The organism is Streptomyces sp. NPDC048290 (assembly GCF_040652095.1).
In the GTDB taxonomy this organism is placed as follows: Bacteria; Actinomycetota; Actinomycetes; order Streptomycetales; family Streptomycetaceae; genus Streptomyces.
The window spans coordinates 58,429-76,353 of sequence record NZ_JBEZLM010000020.1 but is presented as its reverse complement, the minus strand read 5'-3'; the positions used below and the strand labels follow the sequence as shown (position 1 = coordinate 76,353).

Genomic DNA, 17,925 nt, shown 5'->3' with positions numbered 1-17,925 from the left:
GCCGCCTCCCTGCCCTCACCAACTTCACCGCGCAGTACGTCGGCATCTGAGACCACCGCCTCCCGTCCCCCACCAACCCCGCCGCGCCGTACGTCGGCGTCTGAGACCCGCCACCTCCCCTCCCCCACCAACCCCGCCGAGCAGCACGTCGGCAGCTGAGACCCGTCACCTCCCCTCCCCCCCCCACTCACTCTGAGGACGCCCCTGCGATGACCGCGACGACGCCGACCACGACGACGCCCGCCACGACCACCGCCCCCAGCGACCCGGCCCGGCTGCGCGCCGCTGCCGACTTCGTCCGCGAGCAGCACACCGCCACCCTCCTCCCCCAACTCCTCCCCGGTCTCGACGGCGTCGAGACGCGGGCCCTGGTGGACCACTGTCGCTTCGCGCACGCCGCCCTGCTGGTCTTCCCGCCCGACCTGCCCGCGCTCCACGCCCAACTCGCCGCCTGCGGACTGACCCTCGACCCGGCGACGCCCCCGGCTCCCAGCGTCGTCGTCCGCGACCGGCTCGCCGCGCGCCACCGGCTGGACGCCGCCGCGCTGGACGTCCGTATCCTGCGCCCACCGGTCCCGGGGCCGTGCGGCAGGAACCGTATGGTCGAGGTGTTCGTGCTGACGGTGGGCGCCGACGCGGCGGCGGGCGGTCTCGCGGCGCTCGCCGCGCGGGAACGCGCCGAGGAGCACGAGGCGCATGTGGCGTTCGAGGTGGAGCGTCCTGACCCGCTGGTGCTGCACGGCGTGCGCGCGATCCTCGCCCACCGGGGCGCGCGCCCGGACGGGGGCGGCTACAACCCGCACGAGGACGGCACGGTGTTCTACTTCACCGCGCCGAGCGAGGCGAAGACCTGGTACCGGCGCATCGAGCTGTACGTCCCCGGCGACCACCGGGATGTGCTGGCGGGTCACCTGCGCGGCGACGACCAGGCGGCCCAGCCGGCAGCGCCGACGTCCCCCGCCGAAACGCTCCTGCGCCAGCTCACCGGCGCCTGGACGACCCAGGCCCTCGCCACCTTCGCCCACCTCGGCATCCCCGACGCCATGAGCACCGAGACCCCCGTCGCCGCCGGACCGCTCGCCCGGCGTACCGGCACCGACCCGGAGAGCCTCACCAGGCTGCTGCGCTATCTCGCCATGCTCGGCATCGTGACCGAGACCCCCGACGGCCACCGCCTCACCCCCGCGGGCGCCCTGCTGCGCTCCGACACCCCGGGTTCCCTGCGCCCTTTGGCCCTGCTGTACGGCGGTCCCTTCTACGAGTCGTTCGCCGCGCTCGGCCATACGGTCCGGACCGGGCGGACCGCGTTCGACCACCACTTCGGCGCGCATCACTTCGACCACTTCGCCCGCCGTCCCGACCTGGCCGACCTCTTCGACCGGTCGATGGCCGCGAGCAGCCGGATGTTCGCCCCGCTGGCGGCCCACCCGGTCATCGCCGCGGCGGCCGGGGCAGCCTCCCCGGCGACGGTCGTCGACATCGCGGGCGGCAACGGCGAACTCCTCGCCCACCTCCTGCCCGCCCACCCCCGCCTCCATGGCGTCCTCCTCGAACGTCCCCATGTCATCGAGGCGGCCCGCCGCACGCTGGCCGCCGCGCGGTGCGCCGACCGGTGCGTGTTTCTGGCCGGTGACTTCGGGGACGTACCGCCGGACGGCGATGTCTATGTCCTGTCCCGCGTACTGCACGACTGGGACGACGACCGGTGCCGGGAGATCCTGCGGCACTGTGCTCGCGCGATGCCGCCCGAGGCGGACCTGCTCATCGTGGAACGCCTGCTGCCCACCGACGGCAGCCCCTCCCTCGCCGTCTCCTGGGACCTCCACATGATGTGCAACGTCGGCGGACGGGAACGGACGGCCGCCCACTACGCCGAACTGCTGGCCGACGCGGGCCTCACACTCCAGTCCCACAGCCCGCTCCCGCTGGACGCGCATGTACTGCACGCACGGGGTGCCGGGGCGTCGGTGGGTGACATCGCTCGCGGGTCGTAGGCGAGGGCGGTGCGCGGCCGGTCGTCGGACGGTTCGTTCGTCAGGACGCCGGGAACGAGGCCGGCGGTCCGGGACCAGCCGGACCGGGCCTCACCACCGGGCGGTCGCCGACCACCGCTCCGGACGGCGTACGCCGCTCACTCCGGCCAGACACCCGAGGTGCCGCGCCGATGGGAGCCGAGGAGGTGGGTGTCGATGATCCCGATCGCCTCCATGAGGGCGAACATCGTGGTCGGTCCGACGAACGCGAAGCCGCGTCGGCGCAGTTCTTTCGACAGGGCCACCGACTCCGGTGAGGTGGTCGGGATGTCCTCGAAGCGCCGGGGCCTGGGCGTGGTCCCGGGCTGGAACGACCAGATCAGCGCGGAGAGTCCGTTGTCCGCCCGGAGTTCGATCGTGGCGCGCGCGTTGCGGACGGTGGCGAGGATCTTCTGGCGGTTGCGGACGATGCCGGTGTCGGCGAGGAGCCGTTCGACGTCCTGGTCGTCGTACCCGGCGACGGTGTCGGGATCGAAGTCGTCGAACGCCTCGCGGAACGCGGGACGTTTGCGCAGGATCGTCGCCCAGGACAGGCCCGCCTGGAATCCTTCGAGGCAGACACGCTCGAAGACACCCTGTTCATCGGTGACCGCCATGCCCCATTCGGTGTCGTAGTAGTCCCGCAGGAGCGGGTCGCAGGCCGCCCATGCGGGTCGGGCGAGGCCGTCCTCGCCGAGCACGACTCCGGGGTCGGCGAGCAGGGGTTGGGTCATCGGGTCGCGGGTCCTTGTCGGTCGGTGAGGCCGGTCATGCGCAGGGTGATGTTGATCCGGCCGCCGTCCAGGCCGCAGCCGTCCGGAGCGGTGGACGGGTGGACGCGGGTGACACCGTGGTAGGCGAGCCTGGAGGCACCGCCGAAGACGAAGAGATCGCCGGACTCCAGTCGGAGGTCGGTGTAGGGCCGGTTCCGGTGTTCGGTGTTCCCGAAGCGGAAGGTGCAGGCGTCGCCGATGGACAGGGACACGACGGGGGCGAGGGAGCGTTCGTCCTTGTCCTGGTGCATACCCATGCGCGCGGCGGCGTCGTAGTGGTTCACGAGCGCCGTGTCCGGGGTGTACGCCGCCACCTCGGCGTCGCTGTGCCCCGTCTCCTCGAGCGCCCTGCGACCCAGCCGCACCATCCACTCGGGAAAGGGCAGCACACGAGCACCATTGACGTCGGTGGCCTCGCGTGTGTACTGGTACGGCTGCCAGTGCCAGCCCAGGCAGACGGTACGGACGGACATCTCGTGGCCCCGCACCTTGGCCGCGCGGATCGGCACGGGGCCTGTCGCCCAGGTGTGGAACTGGCCGACGATCCACGCCTGCTGGTCAAGGGTGAGCCAGGCGGGGACGAGGGCCGCGCCGGGGCCGGGGCGCTGAATGCCCCCTGGGGTGAAGAGCGTCATGGGTCAGGACCTCGTGGTGGTGACGGGGATGATCCGGCTGTCGGGCGTGAGCTGCCAGGTGTCCCCCGCGGCGGTGACACCGGCGATCCCGGGCAGGTTGTGGAGCCCCACGAGGTCGAGTGCGGGGCGGTCGGAGAGGGCTCCGGTCAGGAGCGTACGGGCCGGCTGCCACGGTGTGGACCACAGCAGGCGCCGGGTCATCTGCGCCCAGCCGAGGGGCGGGCCCAGCATGATCCACAGTGCCGTGTCGGCGGCGGCGAACCGGGTGGCCTGGCGCAGCCACGAGGCCGCTGTCTCGGGCCAGGTCAGTTCCAGCGCCACCTCGCCTCCGGACCGCTGCCACGCGTTCGCCGCCAAGCGCACGGACGCGCGGGTCAGCGGATCGCGGCCCGATCCCAGCGCGATCGTCCGGGCGCCCCGGGAGCGGGCCGAGGCGACGAGTGCGTCCACCTCCGCCGCGGTGACCATGGCCGGGGCCGGTGCTGGGCGTGTGCCGCGCAGAAGCGGACTGGTCAGGGATTCCACGACTGGCCCTTCTCCTGCGCGCTCTTCCATGCCTGGTAGTGGTCCTGGCAGCAGGCTCCGCACGGGCGGTAGCCGGCCGTGAGCGCGGTTCGTTCGTCGGCGAAGAAGACGCGGTCCTTCACATAGCCGCCGCGGGCGAGGGTGCGCAGGGCGGCCGGGCAGTCGAGGCGGCCGTAGATCTTCGCGCCGCGGTGACCGCCCCAGGCGCCTTTGACGGGCGACACGTAGGGCCGCCCGTCGCTCCCGGTGAGCGTGTAGCGCGGCGCGTCCACGGGGTTCACGCGGCGTCGTGGAAGACGAGGGCGAGGGTGTGCCGCTCGCCCGACCGGATCGCGGAGACGCCGTGCCGTACGGGGGCGGCCGACCAGCCGCGTGCGGATCGCACGGGGCGGTCCCGGGTGGTGAACACATAGCCGTGTCCGTGGGGCAGCAGCGTCGCCGTGCCGCGCGACTGGGCCCGCGGGCGCTGTTCCAGGAGGAGGAACTCGCCGCCGGTGTGGTCGACGCCGGGTTCGTTCAGGTTGATGACGACCTGGAGCGGGAACACGAGGTCCCCGTAGAGGTCGCGGTGCAGGGCGTTCCAGTCCTTCTCGCCGTACTTGAGCAGGATGGCGGTGGACTTGCTCTGCCCGGCGTCATGGCACATCCGCAGCCACTCGTCCAGCGTGTCCGGCCAGGGAGCGGGCCGCCCGAGCTTGGTCCACCAGTCGCGGGCGATGGGCAGCAGCCTCGGGTACAGGGCCTGCTTCAGCCGCTCGACCGGTTCCGGGTACGGAGCCCGGAAGTACTTGTACTGCCCCTCCCCGAACCGGTGCCGACCCATGTCGACGGTGCTGCGGAACAGGTCGTCGTTCGCGTACAGGGCGCGGATCTCCCGGGTCTCCTCCGGTGCGAGCAGCCGGGGCAGGAGCGCCCCGCCGTACGCGTCGATCTCGTCGGTCACGGCCTGCCAGTCGGCGGACTCGACGCGGTCACGCCAGAGGTCGGCCGGTCGTGTGGTCCTGGTGCTGGTGCTGGTGCTGGTGCTGGTGCTGGTTCCGGTGCTGGTTCCGGTGCTGGTTCTGGTGCTCATGCCGCCGCCTCCAGGTCGAGGAGGGCCGTCTTGGCCGCCAGGCCGCCGATGTAGCCGCCGAGGGTGCCGTCCGTGCGCAGCACGCGGTGGCAGGGCACGACGACCGGGAGCGGGTTGGTGGCACAGGCGGTGCCGACCGCGCGGACGGCCTTCGGATTGCCGACCATCTCGGCCATCTCCTTGTAGCTGCGGGTCTGCCCGTAGCCGATCTCCGGCAGATGCCGCTGCACGAGCTGGCGGAACCCGCGCGACAGCGACAGGTCCAGCGGCAGGTCGAACCGCTGCCTGCGGTGACCGAAGTACTCGTCCAGTTCGCGGGCCGCCGCGTCGAGCTGCTGCGGTGCGCGCAGGATGCGCGGGCTGAGCTTCGCGGCGAGCGCCTCGAGGACCTGGTCGTGGTTCTCGCTGGCGAAGGCGACCCGGACAAGTCCCTGCGGGGTCGCGGCGAGCAGCAGCTTCCCGACCGGGCTGTCGACGGTCGTGTACGCGATGTCCATGAGGCCCTCCGCCTGCGCGGCGGCCTCCAGTCGGCGGTGCAGCATGGCCAGCTTCTCCGGGTCGACGGGCGCCGACAGGGCGGCGAGGGAAGTGAGGGGGGCGTCAGTGTCGCGGGGGTCTCGGGGATCGCGGGTGGTGTCGTCGCGGGTGTCGCTCATGTTCTTGCTCCTTTCGAGGTCGCGCCCGGATAGATGTCTCTGAGCCTCTTCATGCCGTCGGCCGCCGCCCTGCGGGCCGCGTCGACGCTTCCGCCGAGGATCGCCGCGATCTCCGCGTACGGCAGTCCGACGAGATAGCGGTACGTGATCGCCTGCCGCTGTTTCTCGGGCAGCCGGGCGACGAACTCCCACAGGTCGGTGTCACCGGCGCCGGGAACGCCCAGGTCGGTCGGGCCCTCGGGCAGCTCCGGCACCGCCAGCGGATTCCGCTGCGCGGCCCGGTGGATGTCGATGGCCTTGCGGCGCGCGATGGTCACCAGCCACGCCTCGATGTTCGCCGTCTCCGGAAGCTCCGGGTAGGCACGCATCGCGGCGAGGAACGTCTCCGACCACGCGTCGTCCGCGTCGTCCGCTCCGAGAAGCGAACGGCAGACACGCAGAACGGTGACCCCGTGGCACGCCACCACTGATTCGAACGGCTGCTTCATGTTCATCTCGCTGAAGACGCTGGAAGGGGCACAGTCGTGAGATCCGTTCGGAGGGGTTCGGAGGGGTCGGAAGGGTTCGGAGGAACCGTCTCAGAGTCGACTCAGAAGAGTCGACCGGCGGCGGCCTGCACGGGCTCCTCCAGCTCCAACAGCGCCCGTTTGCGCCGCAGACCGCCGGCATACCCGGTGAGGCTGCCGTTCGCGCCGACGACCCGGTGGCAGGGCACGAAGACACACAGGGGGTTGGCACCCACGGCCTGGCCGACCTGGTACGCGAGCGACCTGTCCCCCAGCCGCTCAGCGAGCGTGCCGTACGTGGTGGTCTCCCCGAACGGGATCGCCGCCACCTTCGCCCACACTCGGTGCTGGAAGGCGTTGCCGGCGGCGTCGAGGGGCAGGTCGAAGCCGCGCCGCCTGCCTGCGAGGTAGTCGGTCAGCTGCGCCACGGCTTCCGCGAGCGGGCCGTCCGTCTCGTCGGGCGGGACCTCGACGCCGAACGTCTCCTGCGCGGGGCGGCGGATGTGGTGGGCGAAGTACAGGCCCGTGATCGCGTCGCCCGAGGCAACGACTGTGACGGGGCCGAGCGGGGTGGCGACGACGGTGTGCTTGGTCGTCCCCGGGGTCGCCTTCGACTCCGTGGCCCCCGTGACGCCCATGGCTCCCATGGTCTTCGTGATCTCCGCCGTCTCCGTGGCCCTCGTGGTCTTCGTCATCCTCATGTCGTTTCCTTCCCTCTCACGCTGAAGACGCTCGCGAGGGCCCGGATGTGAGATCCGAGGACACAATCGACCATCGCCGCTTCAGGAGCGGCCTGAGACGGGCGGGAGCACCCAGGACACACGGGACGGCATAGTGCCCGGGGCCGCTCTGGCGGACGCCCGGCGGAGCACCCCGAGTATGCCTCCTGAACTGCGGAAACCAGTGCCCCACCACTCTGACACGGACGCCGGAGAGCCAGACGGGGTCACGCGTATCGCAGTCCGTACCGGCGATCGTCCGCTCTGTGACCGGGGGTGCCCCACCCGGTGGCTTCGAGGACAGCGCATCCTGAGCCGGGCCACACCGGCGACCGGCTCAGGATGTCCCAGGTACTCAGACCGTGCTGGCGATCCAGCCGACCGTCTCCACCGTGTGCAGTCCGTCGGAGAGCGGCCTGCCCGTGCCGACGAGTTCATTCATACGGATCTTGAAGCCCGTCGGGGTGACATCGGCGATCCGCAGGCCCGGGGTGTCAGGCCCGTTGAACGTCTGGACGAACGGGAAGACGACAACCTCCGCGTTGCTCGGGAACGGCGACGGGAACGTGACCTGGGTGAAGGTCGAGGTGACGCCGCCGGTCACCTCCGTCGGGCTGGTGGAGCTGAGTTGGAGTCTGCCGGTCTGGATCATGCTCATGGCTGGTCCCTTCCCTCGGTCGCCGTCGGTCCGCGTCCCCGTTGCGGGTGCGCACTCGACGGCACGCGTGCGGCTTCCTGGTGAAGCAGCTAGAGGTGAAGTGCCCGCGTCAAGACAGGTTTAGAGGGAGATTCGCCTATGTGAGGGGAATATGCGCCCATGTCTTGCCTCACGTGACAGCCCGTCGTGGCGGTCCTCGTCCGTCACCCGTCGTTGTCCGCGCGTCGCGTTGGGAGGGCCACATACGTCAGGGTCGTCCGTCAGGACGGGAGGGCCGGGTCGATGCCGCAGAGAGGCGCGGGTCCGTGGTGGTTCCCTGGTTGAGATCGACGGGGATCTTCCGTAGCCCGCAGGGGCCACCGCGTCTCCGCTCAGGATGCGACTGTCGGTGATCTGGTGGCCCTGGGCGCACCGCTCGAAGACGAAGCCGGGAGCACCGAACTCCCAGCCTTCGATGATCCACGGATAGCCCGGAATGACCGGCGGTCGGATCGGGTACGGCATCGCTCGGGAGATGCTCGAAGAACTCAACGGAGTCGGCCGGTTCCCAGGAGGCCGTAATGGACGGCGAAGGTCTTCTCATTCTCACTCAGCGGTTCCCCCGGTACTCGATCGTCGTCAGCACCGTGACAGCGCATCGGCCCTACGGACTGATCACCAGGGTGGCCGGGGAGGTGCCGGGATACATCGATCGCGGATACCTCTCCACTGTGCCGTTGCCAGAGAGCGCCTGGCCCCGGGTAGGTGAGCAGAGGCGCGCCCTGGTCCTGGGAGTCACGAACGACGGACGCCTGCGGTTGGACATGAGGAAGGACGATCTCGATCTCGTGGATCGCGCGGTCGACCTCCCCGAAGTCATGTCCCGATGGTGGGCAGCCCGACATGCGGAGGCAGGAGACGAAGCGGCGCTGCACCGGTTCTACCAGTGTGACGACAGCGCTCTGCTCCTGGCCTGGCTGATGCGGGGATACGGGCGGGGCAATCCTGTGAAGTGCGTTGAGGTTGTCATCGAGACCGCGCCCGAAGGCATCAGACGACGGGTGGCGGAGGAACTCGCCCGGGATGACCTGTCCGGCGATCCAGGCGACGCCACTTCCCTCATTCCTCTCCGGTAGCGGACATGCGGTCAGGTCACTGTGCGGTCATGCTCGGTGAGTGACGCGAGGCGCGTTCTCGTAGTGGGGCCGGGGCGAGGCTCGCCGACTACCCCGTCGAGGGCATCGGCTCGGCCTCAGTGGCAGCTCCGCCGCTCCTGAGGGGCCGGTCGGTGACAATGTGAACCTCTACGACCTGATCGCCAGTTCCCCGGACCTGCGCATCGCGGCCGAGACCGCACGCGCCGACGACGCGCGTCTGTCCGCCCTGCTGCGGGCCCTGCCTCCCGCCGACCGTCGGGTCGTCCTCGCCTGGAGCCGGCCCGGGGTGGCGACCTGGACGGACGCCGCCTGGTACGCCGGGGCGGCGGACCCGGCCGCGACCGGCGAACAGGTCCGCCGCCGGGTGCGCCGCCTGGTCCTGGAGCAGCATCGCCGGTCCCGGCTGCGGCAGTTCGAGGCTGACGGCAGGAACAGCGAGCCGAGGGAACTCTCATGACTGTGAGTGACCGATCGAGGCCCGACGCTACGGACGGCCGGTGGGTGCGTCAGACGGCGCACAAGGTCATTCATGCTTCCCGCTGATGAACCCAACCAGGGGGACTGACCGGCTGGCGGGCCCTGGGGCCCCGGGTCCGGCACTCGGCCGGTCCCCTTGTCCCGTGGAGGACATCATGAAGAAGCGACCACCATGCTCACCGGTCGACTGGCGGGGTGTGCGTCGTCGTACCCGACTGTGGCTGGCACCGGTGACGACCGCGATGTACTGGGTCGGCCGCATGATCCGGGAGAACCTTCCTCCCGGACTGTGACGACGTCCCCGGCTCATGCGGCTGGCCGGGGACGGTCGCCCGGTACGACAGGACGTGCCCTCGCCGATCCCGCGGCGGGGGCACTGCCGCGTTGCCGGGCCGGATGCGATTCCGCTCGACCATCCCAGCCGGACGGGTCACACGTCAGCACCTGGCGACCGGTGCACATGGGCTCCGTCCCACCAGCGGCATTGCACATGCCGCAGCGTCATGTGTTCTCGTGAAGGGAGCACCGCACGAAAGGCTTCTCATGGAACTCCCCCTCGCGATCCCCCGCAGTGTCAGGATCGGTGACGCCGCCCTGTTCGCCGGGACCACACCCAGAGCGATCCGGCACTACCACGCCATCGGTCTTCTGCCGGAGCCCGAACGGGGCGGTGACGGAAAGCGCCGCTACGGCTATGACGACATGATCCGGCTGTTGTGGGTCCGCACGATGGTGGACGCGGGCTTCGGTCTGGAGGACATCCGGACCGCCTTCGACGGCACCCGCGGCATCGAGGAGACCCTGGAGCAGTTGGAGGAGAACCTGGTCGTCCAGCAGGCCGCCCTCCAGCAGCGCCGTGAGACCGTGCGGCGACTGCGGGAAGCGGGCAGTCCCTTGGGCCTGCTCTCCCCCTTGGTCACCGACCGGCTTCGCGACCTCCCCACGGGTGCTTTGCGCCGGTCCGACCTGGACAGCCTGCTGGTCTCGGAACGGATCTTCGGCCCGCTGGGTGCCGCTCTCCAGGCGAGTGTGTACATCGTGCTCGCCCACGACCCCGAGCTACGCGCCGAGGCCGACCGGCTCGACGAGGCCGAGGCGGGCCTGGACGACAGTGTCGACCCCGACGACCCACGCGTCGAAGAGATCGCCGTCCAGCGATACGCCTTCCAGAAGGCCGTCGACCAAGCCACCGAGGCCGCCGGGCTCGACCAGGCCGAGGAGCAGCTCTTCGAGGAGTACGACGCCGACCTGAGAGGGGAGGAGCACGCCTCTATGAGCGTGATCGAAGCGATCGGCAAGATGCCGTACGACATGTCGGCCGCCCGGCGGCGCTGTGTGGAGCGCACCGCCGAACTCCTCGCGCAGGATCAGTGAAGCGGCGGGCGGTGGAAGGGTAGCGTCGAGCCCGCGCTCCACCGCGGCCCGGTCGGCGTCGTCCTGACCCGCCCTTCGCCTCGACCACTCGCCACCACCCCTCCCCCGCCGTCCGGAATGTGGCTGATCCGTCACCGTCGTACCCGTTGGGTCCCGCCTCTGCCACGGGGCTCCTGTGCGGTGCCTGTGGGCGCTACGGTCCCCCTGCCCAACGAATCCCTGGGGGGACATCATGCGCAGAACTCCGCTTCTCGTCGGTCTCGTTACCGCCGCCTGTCTGGCCCTGACCGCCTGTGAGACCGGGCTCGAGGACGACGGTGACGGTGGAGACACCAAGCCGTCTCCGTCCGCCAGCCACCCGCTGCCCTCGCCCTCGCCCTCGCCCACGTCCACGTCCAGCCCCACGCCGAGTGCCAGCGCCGCGTCCGGCGTCGGGGATCTGGGGGAGCCCGCGCGTACCGTCGGAGCCGGGACCATCGGCATTCTGGAGATCACGCCGACGACCGTCGTGTACGGGGCGCAGGGCGGTGGAGTCGCGCCGCAGAACGGGGTCTTCGCGGTCGTCGTGCTGACCGAGACGTCGTTGAGCGCGAACCCGGCCGACGAGGAGCCCGCGCCGGGCGGGGGCTGGCAGTGGGTCGGGGCGGATGGTTCAGTGGTCGCCGCTGGTGGGGGCAGTGCCGGGCAGGTCTCGCTCGACGGGTATCCCGCCTCCGGTGCCATCCAGCCGGACGACACCGCCGTCCGCGCCCGGGTCTTCGACCTCACCCCCGCGCAGGCGAAGGGCGGCAGGCTCGTCTACACGGACGGTACGGAGGCGGAGCACGAGTGGGAGTTGCCGGGCACGGACACCGGTCCCGAGGTCGCCGACGTCAAGGCCAAGCTCGGGGGGTGACACGGGGGCGGGACGGTCAGCCAGCCATCTATCCAGATGGCTCAGCCTTCCATCTGGTCGAAGCGTAGGCCGGAGGACGTGCCGCCGCGGCCGGGGCGGGCGCGGCGGGACGTCCAGGTGACCGTGCGGCCGTCGGAGGTGCGGGCGTACTGGACGGTGCGGGTGAGGGTGATGCCCTCGCGGGGGACCTCCTCGGTGTAGAGGTCGTAGGGCGTGGGTGGTCCGGGGTTGAGGAAGCGGCCCAGTGGGAGGACGGGGATGCCGTCGGGGGTGTCCAGGTGGGCCAGGCGCAGTCGGTGGGCGCCGGGGTGGAGTTCGATGGGCAGGAGGGGCAGCCAGTGGTCGGGGACGTCGGTCCGCAGGCGGTAGGTGAGGGCCTCGGGGGGTGCGGGGGCGGTCGGTGTGATGCGTGTGCGGTCCAGAGGGGTGCCGATCGGGGTGGGGACTCTGCGTTCCACCGCCCATGCCTGGTTGGCGTCCTCGTCCCGGGCGAGGAGCACCTCCTCGATGGGTTCGCTCTCCAGTGTGCCGACGGTCATGGGTGGGACGAACAGGCCCGCGCCCCGGGTGCCGTGGACGGTGCTCAGGCAGTGCAGCGACCAGTGGGCGTCGCCTCTGCCCGTGCCGGGGGCCGGTAGCAGTGTCGGGCCGCCGAGCGCCGAGCTGAAGGTGTCGCCGACGACCACCGAGGTGAGGGTGGTGAACGAGCCCACCGGGACGTCCAGCGGGACCAGGTACCAGTCGTTGCCGTAGACCGTGGCGAACTCGGCGACCACCATGCGGGCCAGGTCGGACGGGGCGGCCTCGACGCCGCCCAGGGCCACCCGGGCGTCCTCGAACTCCCAGTAGCGGCGTGCGGGCATGCCGGGGAAGGTCACCGGGGCGGGGAAGGTGGTGCTGAGCAGTGGTTCGCGGTCGGGGGTGGGGGCGAGGCCGGTGGGGCCGGTCATCGTGAAGTCGGTCCAGTCCAGGGTGCCGCCCTGGTAGGCGGGGGCGATGAGCGTGGTCTCGTGGCCGTCTCCCTTCACACCGATCTTCACACCGAGCGAGAAGCGGTGTTCCAGGCGCTGCGGGTCCCAGGTCTGGGGGCCCTCGGGGGCGGTGAGATGGCGGGCGTCGTACCAGGCGAGCCATGTCGACAGGACCGGTCCGGCCTCGGGGGGCAGGCCCCACCCGGGTTCGTCGGACGGGACGGGACTGGCGTGCAGGGAGTACGCGATGCCGTGGCCGTCGGGGACCCGGCCGCGCAGTACGGAGAGGTAGCGGTGGGTCGCCGGGTCCGCGGTGGCCGTGTCGAGCAGGCCGAGGGGGTAGTCGTCCAGCAGCAGGGGCAGGGCCTCGGCGACCCGGTCGGCGGGGACGGCGGCGCGCAGGAGTCGCAGGAGGTGCTGTCCGGCCTCCGCCCCGGCGCGCAGGTCGCCGGTGGTGGAGCGGGGGCCGCCGGGCTCGGCCTCCACCAGGGCCTCCAGTGGTGTCGTGCCGTCGTAGGGGGTGCCGGGGCCGGAGGCGGGGCCGGGGCGGTAGGCGGTGATCCGGTCAGCGTGGCCGCGGACGCGGACCCATACGGGGCTGCCCGCGTCGTCGCCGAGGAACTCGCCGAGCTGCCACTGGCGGGCCAGCATCCAGGCGGGGTCGTGGACCTGACCCTCCAGGGAGGGGCGCAGGTCGCCGGTGCGGGCGCGGGGTTCGAGCCGGGTCCAACTGGTGATCGAAGACATGGTGGTTACCTCGTCAGGCCGCGGGTGAAGTCGGTGGCGACCGCGTCCTCGACGACCGTGTTCATGGCGAGGAGGGCGGCGGGGGCGAGCTGGCCGATGTCGGCCACGGCGGTGGGGTTGTCGGGGTGCAGGGCCTCGTGGTCGACGGCGCGCAGCCGGGCGAGGTCGAGGGCGGACTCGACGGTGGCGCCCAGCAGTTCGGGCGTCCAGAGTGGTGATGTGTCGGGGGGTACGGCGAGGAGGACCGCCTGTGGGGGCGCGGCGTCGGGGGCGTCGATGTGCAGGGCGACTCCGGTGGTCTGCCGGGAGCGGGGGATCACCTCGGTCCACTCGTCGACGACCAGTCCGCGCAGGGTGCCGTCGAGCAGGTCGGCGGGGGTGCCGCCGGGGTGGTGCAGGACCAGGGAGAGGCGTGGGCCGGGGCTGCCGCCGTCGGCGGACGGGAGGGCGGCCCAGCGGTCCGGTGCCCGGCCGGGTTCGGGGTGGGCGGTGTAGGGGGTCTGGGCGACGGCGGCGGTCAGCGCGTCGCCGGTCTCCAGGGCTTCCGCGTAGCCGAGGGTGGTGACCAGCCGTTCCACGCCGCGGCGTACCCGGCCGACTTGGGTGAGCCAGCCCGCCGGGGCGTGCGGGTCGCCCGCGAAGAGGGTGTCGGCGTGGGCGAGGGAGTCGGTCAGCGGGCCCGGCGCGGGGGCGGGGAAGGACGGGAGCAGGACGAGGTCGGTGCCGAGGAGGGCGGTGAGGGTCTGCCGGGCCCAGTCCTGGTCGGTGAGGTCACCGGCCGAGCGGGCGGCGTCGAGGGCGGCGGCGGTGTCGAGGCGGCGGGTCAGTTCAGGGGCGACGGCGTCGGCGAGGTCGGCCAGGTGACGGGCGTGCGCCTCGGTCTCGACGGCGGGGGCGCCGGGGCGGGGCGGCAGCGGTGGGGCGGCTGCGGGGATGCCGAGCAGGTTCGCGGCGAGCAGGGCGTGGTGGCGGTGGGGCGCGGTGCCCGTGGCCAGGTCGGTGGCGATCCGCCGGGTGCGGTGCAGTACGGCGGTGGCGCGGGCGGGGAGTCGTGGGTCGGCCGGTTCGGTGGCTTCGGGGTCGACGGTCTCGGGGAGGGCCAGGTCCTGGGTGCGCAGGGGTCGTGCGGAGCGCAGCAGGTCACGGGCGGCGCGGACGGTTTCGAGGAGGAGGGTCAGGTTCTCGTCGCCGGGGTCGACTGCGGTGAGGCGGGGGTCGGTGGGGGTGAGGGTGGTCTCGGCGTGCAGCAGCAGATGGCGTTCGAGGTCGGAGCCGGGGAGCGTGTCGGGGTCCAGGGCCAGGGCGAGCCAGTCCAGTGGGGTGAGCGGGAGTCCGGTGAGCGGGACGGCGCGGGTCGTGCCGTCGGTGGTGGTGAACCGGCAGTCGAGGGTGGTCAGGTCGGGGAGGAGGGTGGTGAGCCAGGTGTCGAGGGCGGGTTCGGCGAGGGCGCGGGTCCCGGTGAGCGGGCCGGTGTCCACTGGGGCGGAGTCGGCAAGGGCCCGGGTCCCGGTGAGCGGGCCGGTGTCCTCGGGGGCGGAGTCGGCAAGGGCACGCGTTCCGGTAAGCGGGCCGGTGTCCTCGGGGGCGGAGTCGGGCAGGAGGACGATCACCCGGTGGGTGACCGCGTCGCCGCTGCGCGGGGTGCGCAGGGATTCCAGCTCCGGTGGCGGTGCCTCGCCGTTGCCCATGGCGTCGAGGGTGGCTCCGGCGCGCAGCGGGTTGCCCTGGGCGGCCTGGTGGACGCCTTCGACCAGCAGCGTGTCCGCCACCGCGTCCACCAGGTCGTCCAGTTCGTCCAGTACGGCCTTCAGTGCGGCGAGTTCACCGGTGGCGGTGGCGGGGACTCCCAGGTCCTTCACCAGGTCGAGTCGGCCCGCCGACCGCAGCCGGTGGACGCGCAGGCCGTCGGTGATCTCGTGGGAGACATCGCTCTCGCTGACCGTGCCGTCGTGGCCGACCTGGGTCGCGGTGGTCGGGGCGAGGGCGCGGAAGCGGTCCGTCCAGGAGGCGAGGGTGCGCAGCGGATGGTCCTGGAGGCTCCGTTCGAGGCGGTAGCCGAGGAGCGCGCCGAGTGGTTGGCCCTGGCGGACTCCGTCGAGGAGCCAGACGGCGGCGCGGGCGCGGGCGGAGGGCAGGTCGACGGCGGTCGGCGCGTCGGGGGTGTCGCCGTGGGCGCGCTGGGCGGCGCGCAGCACGGCGCCGGTGGTGGCCTGGGCGAGGGAGGGGGCGTGGACGGGTCCGGCGGTGTCGGTGGCGGCGTACAGCTTCCAGGGGGTGGTGGCGCCGGGCGGGGCCAGGGGGTCGGTGCGCTCGCCCTCGGGGCGCCGCTCGGGCGGTAGCTCCGCCGGGGCGGTGCGGCGGGGGGTGACGTCCAGGAGCCAGCCGTAGCCGCCGACGTGGCAGCCCTGGGGGGTGCCGGGGCGGCGCAGCCAGGCGAGGCGGCGGGTGGCGAGGGAGGTGATCCAGGCGTCGAGCCGGTGGGAGGTGGCGTCCAGGTGCTGGGCGAGGAGCCGTTCCAGGTCTTCGGCGGGCAGCGGGGCCAGGTCCTGGAGGGCCTGCACCGTGTGGTGCAGGGGGCCCGCCTCGGGTCGGGTCCGGGCCTGCGGGCTCCACAGGAAGTCGGCCGCGGTCATGGTGGTGCCGGGGCGCGGGCGGGCGGCGCGGCGCCACAGGGTCGGTGTGGCGTCGTGGCGGTCGGTGTCGACGACCTCCGCCTCGCGCCGCTCGGCCGCCGGGGTGTTGAGGACCAGGTCGATGGCGCGGGCGTACTCGGCGAGCAGGGAGTGCCGGGCGAGGCGGTAGAGCAGCGGGGTGGTGCGGGGGTCGCCGCCGAGGTCGTGCCACCAGCGGGCCCAGGGCAGGTTCCCCCGGTCGGCGGGGCCGGGGACATGGGCCCAGGCGGGCGGCTCCAGGGGGGCGCCGAGCGCGGCGAGATAGGCGGCGGGGGTGCCGCCGGGGGTGTTCTCGGGGGCGACGACCCATGGCTGGTCCAGGGGCCAGGCGTCCTTGGCGTACAGGACCCGGCCGGGTCCGAACTCCCAGTCGGGCAGGCCGAGCCGGGCGGCGAGGCCGCGCATCTCGGCGGCCAGTCCGGTGCGCCACTCGTCGCTGAGTTCCAGGGGGCCGAAGCGCCACAGGGCGGTGACGTAGTCGGTGCCGAGGGCGCTGCGGGCGTGGACGCGGCGGGCGGTCGGCGCCATGGCGAGGATCTCGGCGACGGTGCCCTGGGCGGCGGCGCCCCGGGTGATCCGGGGTACCGCCCGGGGGTCGGCGGCGGACGGCGACCAGATCCGGGCGCGCAAGGTGCGCAGGAAGCCGGGGACGGCAGGGTCGAGCCGCAGGAGGCCGAGTGAGGTGCCCTCGGTGTCGGTCCAGCGGGCCAGGTCCAGCACCGGCAGCAGTCCGTACGGCTGGCTGCCGATCCGCAGGGCGGGCAACGGGCCGCCGGGGCGCAGGTACTGGCGGGCGTGTTCGCGGGCGCCGCGCACGCTGTTCTCGGAGAAGCGGTCCTCGCCGAACTGGTTGAGGAAGTAGCCCCAGGTGGCGCCCCACAGCGCGGTCGTCATGTCGCGGACGGCGGCCTGGTCGCGGCGGCGGCCGTCGCGGGCGCGGGCCAGCGGTGCGGGGCGTCCCGCGCCGGTCAGCGGCAGACCGAGCGCCCGGGTGAGCGTGACGGCGTTGGTGTCGGCGTCGGTGGGCTGGGTGTCGCTGTGCCGGACCCGGTAGCTGTCGCCGGTGGCGGGGTCGCTGCGGCTGTAGCGGGAGGTGGCGGTGGAGGTGTTGTTGGTGGGGGCGCCCGCGGGCACGTATCCCAGGCCCCGGGTGTGGTACTGCGCCTCGATCAGGGCGCCGAGTTCGGCGGTGGCGTCCTTGGGGTCGGTCTCCTGGACTCCGTGGACGAGGAGTTGGGCGTACCCGTCGCCGCGCGGCAGCCGGACGGCCATGCCGACGGCCTCGGCGGCGGCGAAGTCGATCAGCCAGCGGGTGGCGTCGTCGGTGGGCGGTGCGGCGGGGTCGAGGTGCTCCAGGTCGGCGGTGGGCGCGGGGCCGACCGGCAGCGGGCCGCCCGCCGGACCGCCGACGCGGCTGGTGATCCGGGTGACGACGGGGGCGGCCGGGTCCTTGGGGCGGCCGACGACGTACCAGCGGGTGGGCAGCGCGCGGGCCAGCGGACGGCGGGTCCAGCTCGCGGCGCGCGGCGTCCCGGACGGCGGGAACTGCGGGGCGGCGGCCGGGCGTCCGGGGGCGGGCTGCTGGGCCGGGTTGACCGGCTCCCGTACCCGGGCGATCCAGCCGGCGCGTTCATGGCCGAAACGGGCGGCGAGTTCGGCCCAGGCGGCGTCCTCGGCGGGTCCGTCACCCCGGGCGTCCCACACGCCCTGCCAGTAGCGGCGGCCGTGCAGTTCCTCGTCGGCGGTCAGCTCGGGCTCGTGGGTGTCGATGTGGAGTTCGTCGGGATAGATCCGGACGAGCAGTTCGGTGGCGGTGAAGCGGGTCTCCAGCCGGACCGGCAGCAGCACCACGGGCAGTGCGGTGGTGAGCGTCCAGGCGGGTGGCGGCGGTGTGGTCATCGTGGTCCGTCCAGGAGGCGGGGGTCGGGAAGCGGGTGGCGGGACGCAGGTGTCAGGAAGCGAGCGTCAGGAAGCGGACATCAGGAGGCAGGTGTCAGGAAGCGGGTGTCAGGAAGCGGGCGGGCTGGAGGGATGCGGCGGGGGGCACGGGTGACGGGTGCCTGCCACGAGCTGCGGGCGCGGGCCGCGAGCGCGGGG

16 protein-coding genes are annotated in these 17,925 nt (G+C 72.8%); 5 read left to right on the top strand and 11 right to left on the bottom strand.

The genetic code is table 11. The features are described from left to right. The first annotated feature begins 209 nt into the window (after positions 1–209). Positions 210–1,994 (top strand): methyltransferase, encoded by a 1,785-nt coding sequence (locus AB0D49_RS29455; RefSeq protein ID WP_362762866.1) that lies wholly within the window; start codon positions 210–212, stop codon positions 1,992–1,994. 137 nt (positions 1,995–2,131) lie between these two features. Here AB0D49_RS29455 and AB0D49_RS29450 read toward each other — a convergent pair whose 3' ends face one another. The 9 genes from AB0D49_RS29450 to AB0D49_RS29410 form a co-directional block, all read right to left on the bottom strand. Further along, positions 2,132–2,746, bottom strand: coding sequence for a DNA-3-methyladenine glycosylase I (locus AB0D49_RS29450; protein WP_362762863.1), 615 nt, complete (start codon positions 2,744–2,746; stop codon positions 2,132–2,134). Then, positions 2,743–3,420, bottom strand: a complete 678-nt coding sequence (locus AB0D49_RS29445; protein WP_362762860.1) for an alpha-ketoglutarate-dependent dioxygenase AlkB — start codon at positions 3,418–3,420, stop codon at positions 2,743–2,745. The genes AB0D49_RS29450 and AB0D49_RS29445 overlap by 4 nt, the downstream gene beginning before the upstream one ends. Before the next feature lie 3 nt (positions 3,421–3,423). Next, positions 3,424–3,945, bottom strand: a complete 522-nt coding sequence (locus AB0D49_RS29440; RefSeq protein WP_362762857.1) for a hypothetical protein — start codon at positions 3,943–3,945, stop codon at positions 3,424–3,426. Then, positions 3,933–4,226 carry an Ada metal-binding domain-containing protein gene (locus AB0D49_RS29435; RefSeq protein ID WP_362762854.1) on the bottom strand — a complete coding sequence of 98 codons (294 nt, stop codon included), beginning with the start codon at positions 4,224–4,226 and terminating at the stop codon, positions 3,933–3,935. Before AB0D49_RS29435 ends, AB0D49_RS29440 begins: the two co-directional genes overlap by 13 nt. Next, a complete protein-coding gene (locus AB0D49_RS29430) occupies positions 4,223–5,017 on the bottom strand; it encodes a 2OG-Fe(II) oxygenase (RefSeq protein WP_362762851.1) in 795 nt (264 codons plus the stop codon). The genes AB0D49_RS29435 and AB0D49_RS29430 overlap by 4 nt, the downstream gene beginning before the upstream one ends. After that, positions 5,014–5,673 carry a methylated-DNA--[protein]-cysteine S-methyltransferase gene (locus AB0D49_RS29425; protein ID WP_362762848.1) on the bottom strand — a complete coding sequence of 220 codons (660 nt, stop codon included), beginning with the start codon at positions 5,671–5,673 and terminating at the stop codon, positions 5,014–5,016. Before AB0D49_RS29425 ends, AB0D49_RS29430 begins: the two co-directional genes overlap by 4 nt. Continuing rightward, complete coding sequence (locus tag AB0D49_RS29420; protein ID WP_362762845.1) at positions 5,670–6,161, bottom strand: sigma-70 family RNA polymerase sigma factor; 492 nt, start codon at positions 6,159–6,161, stop codon at positions 5,670–5,672. The genes AB0D49_RS29425 and AB0D49_RS29420 overlap by 4 nt, the downstream gene beginning before the upstream one ends. 101 nt (positions 6,162–6,262) lie before the next feature. Further along, on the bottom strand, positions 6,263–6,874 hold the full coding sequence (locus tag AB0D49_RS29415; RefSeq protein WP_362762842.1) for a methylated-DNA--[protein]-cysteine S-methyltransferase: 612 nt from the start codon (positions 6,872–6,874) through the stop codon (positions 6,263–6,265). 379 nt (positions 6,875–7,253) lie between these two features. Next, a complete protein-coding gene (locus AB0D49_RS29410) occupies positions 7,254–7,556 on the bottom strand; it encodes a hypothetical protein (RefSeq protein ID WP_362762839.1) in 303 nt (100 codons plus the stop codon). A gap of 560 nt (positions 7,557–8,116) precedes the next feature. On the opposite strand from AB0D49_RS29410, the gene AB0D49_RS29405 reads away from it, so the two are divergent. From AB0D49_RS29405 to AB0D49_RS29390, 4 genes are all read left to right on the top strand, one after another. Beyond that, a complete protein-coding gene (locus AB0D49_RS29405; protein WP_362762836.1) occupies positions 8,117–8,671 on the top strand; it encodes a hypothetical protein in 555 nt (184 codons plus the stop codon). 160 nt (positions 8,672–8,831) lie between these two features. Then, on the top strand, positions 8,832–9,149 hold the full coding sequence (locus AB0D49_RS29400; RefSeq protein ID WP_362762833.1) for a hypothetical protein: 318 nt from the start codon (positions 8,832–8,834) through the stop codon (positions 9,147–9,149). A gap of 563 nt (positions 9,150–9,712) precedes the next feature. Then, the gene (locus tag AB0D49_RS29395; RefSeq protein WP_362762830.1) at positions 9,713–10,543 is read left to right on the top strand and encodes a MerR family transcriptional regulator; all 831 of its coding nucleotides are present in this window, start codon (positions 9,713–9,715) and stop codon (positions 10,541–10,543) included. Between the two features lie 232 nt (positions 10,544–10,775). Next, positions 10,776–11,438 carry a hypothetical protein gene (locus AB0D49_RS29390; RefSeq protein WP_362762827.1) on the top strand — a complete coding sequence of 221 codons (663 nt, stop codon included), beginning with the start codon at positions 10,776–10,778 and terminating at the stop codon, positions 11,436–11,438. Positions 11,439–11,479: 41 nt separating this feature from the next. Here AB0D49_RS29390 and AB0D49_RS29385 read toward each other — a convergent pair whose 3' ends face one another. Then, positions 11,480–13,156, bottom strand: a complete 1,677-nt coding sequence (locus AB0D49_RS29385) for a hypothetical protein (protein ID WP_362762825.1) — start codon at positions 13,154–13,156, stop codon at positions 11,480–11,482. Positions 13,157–13,161: 5 nt separating this feature from the next. Further along, a complete protein-coding gene (locus AB0D49_RS29380; RefSeq protein ID WP_362762823.1) occupies positions 13,162–17,727 on the bottom strand; it encodes a hypothetical protein in 4,566 nt (1,521 codons plus the stop codon). Between the last annotated feature and the right edge of the window lie 198 nt (positions 17,728–17,925).

Coding starts and splice junctions, on each gene's coding strand:
- AB0D49_RS29380 (WP_362762823.1), bottom strand. CDS start 17,727: ATGACCACACCGCCGCCACCCGCCTGGACGCTCACCACCGCACTGCCC.
- AB0D49_RS29395 (WP_362762830.1), top strand. CDS start 9,713: ATGGAACTCCCCCTCGCGATCCCCCGCAGTGTCAGGATCGGTGACGCC.
- AB0D49_RS29450 (WP_362762863.1), bottom strand. CDS start 2,746: ATGACCCAACCCCTGCTCGCCGACCCCGGAGTCGTGCTCGGCGAGGAC.
- AB0D49_RS29390 (WP_362762827.1), top strand. CDS start 10,776: ATGCGCAGAACTCCGCTTCTCGTCGGTCTCGTTACCGCCGCCTGTCTG.
- AB0D49_RS29385 (WP_362762825.1), bottom strand. CDS start 13,156: ATGTCTTCGATCACCAGTTGGACCCGGCTCGAACCCCGCGCCCGCACC.
- AB0D49_RS29455 (WP_362762866.1), top strand. CDS start 210: ATGACCGCGACGACGCCGACCACGACGACGCCCGCCACGACCACCGCC.
- AB0D49_RS29445 (WP_362762860.1), bottom strand. CDS start 3,420: ATGACGCTCTTCACCCCAGGGGGCATTCAGCGCCCCGGCCCCGGCGCG.
- AB0D49_RS29410 (WP_362762839.1), bottom strand. CDS start 7,556: ATGAGCATGATCCAGACCGGCAGACTCCAACTCAGCTCCACCAGCCCG.
- AB0D49_RS29405 (WP_362762836.1), top strand. CDS start 8,117: ATGGACGGCGAAGGTCTTCTCATTCTCACTCAGCGGTTCCCCCGGTAC.
- AB0D49_RS29415 (WP_362762842.1), bottom strand. CDS start 6,874: ATGACGAAGACCACGAGGGCCACGGAGACGGCGGAGATCACGAAGACC.
- AB0D49_RS29425 (WP_362762848.1), bottom strand. CDS start 5,673: ATGAGCGACACCCGCGACGACACCACCCGCGATCCCCGAGACCCCCGC.
- AB0D49_RS29430 (WP_362762851.1), bottom strand. CDS start 5,017: ATGAGCACCAGAACCAGCACCGGAACCAGCACCGGAACCAGCACCAGC.
- AB0D49_RS29420 (WP_362762845.1), bottom strand. CDS start 6,161: ATGAAGCAGCCGTTCGAATCAGTGGTGGCGTGCCACGGGGTCACCGTT.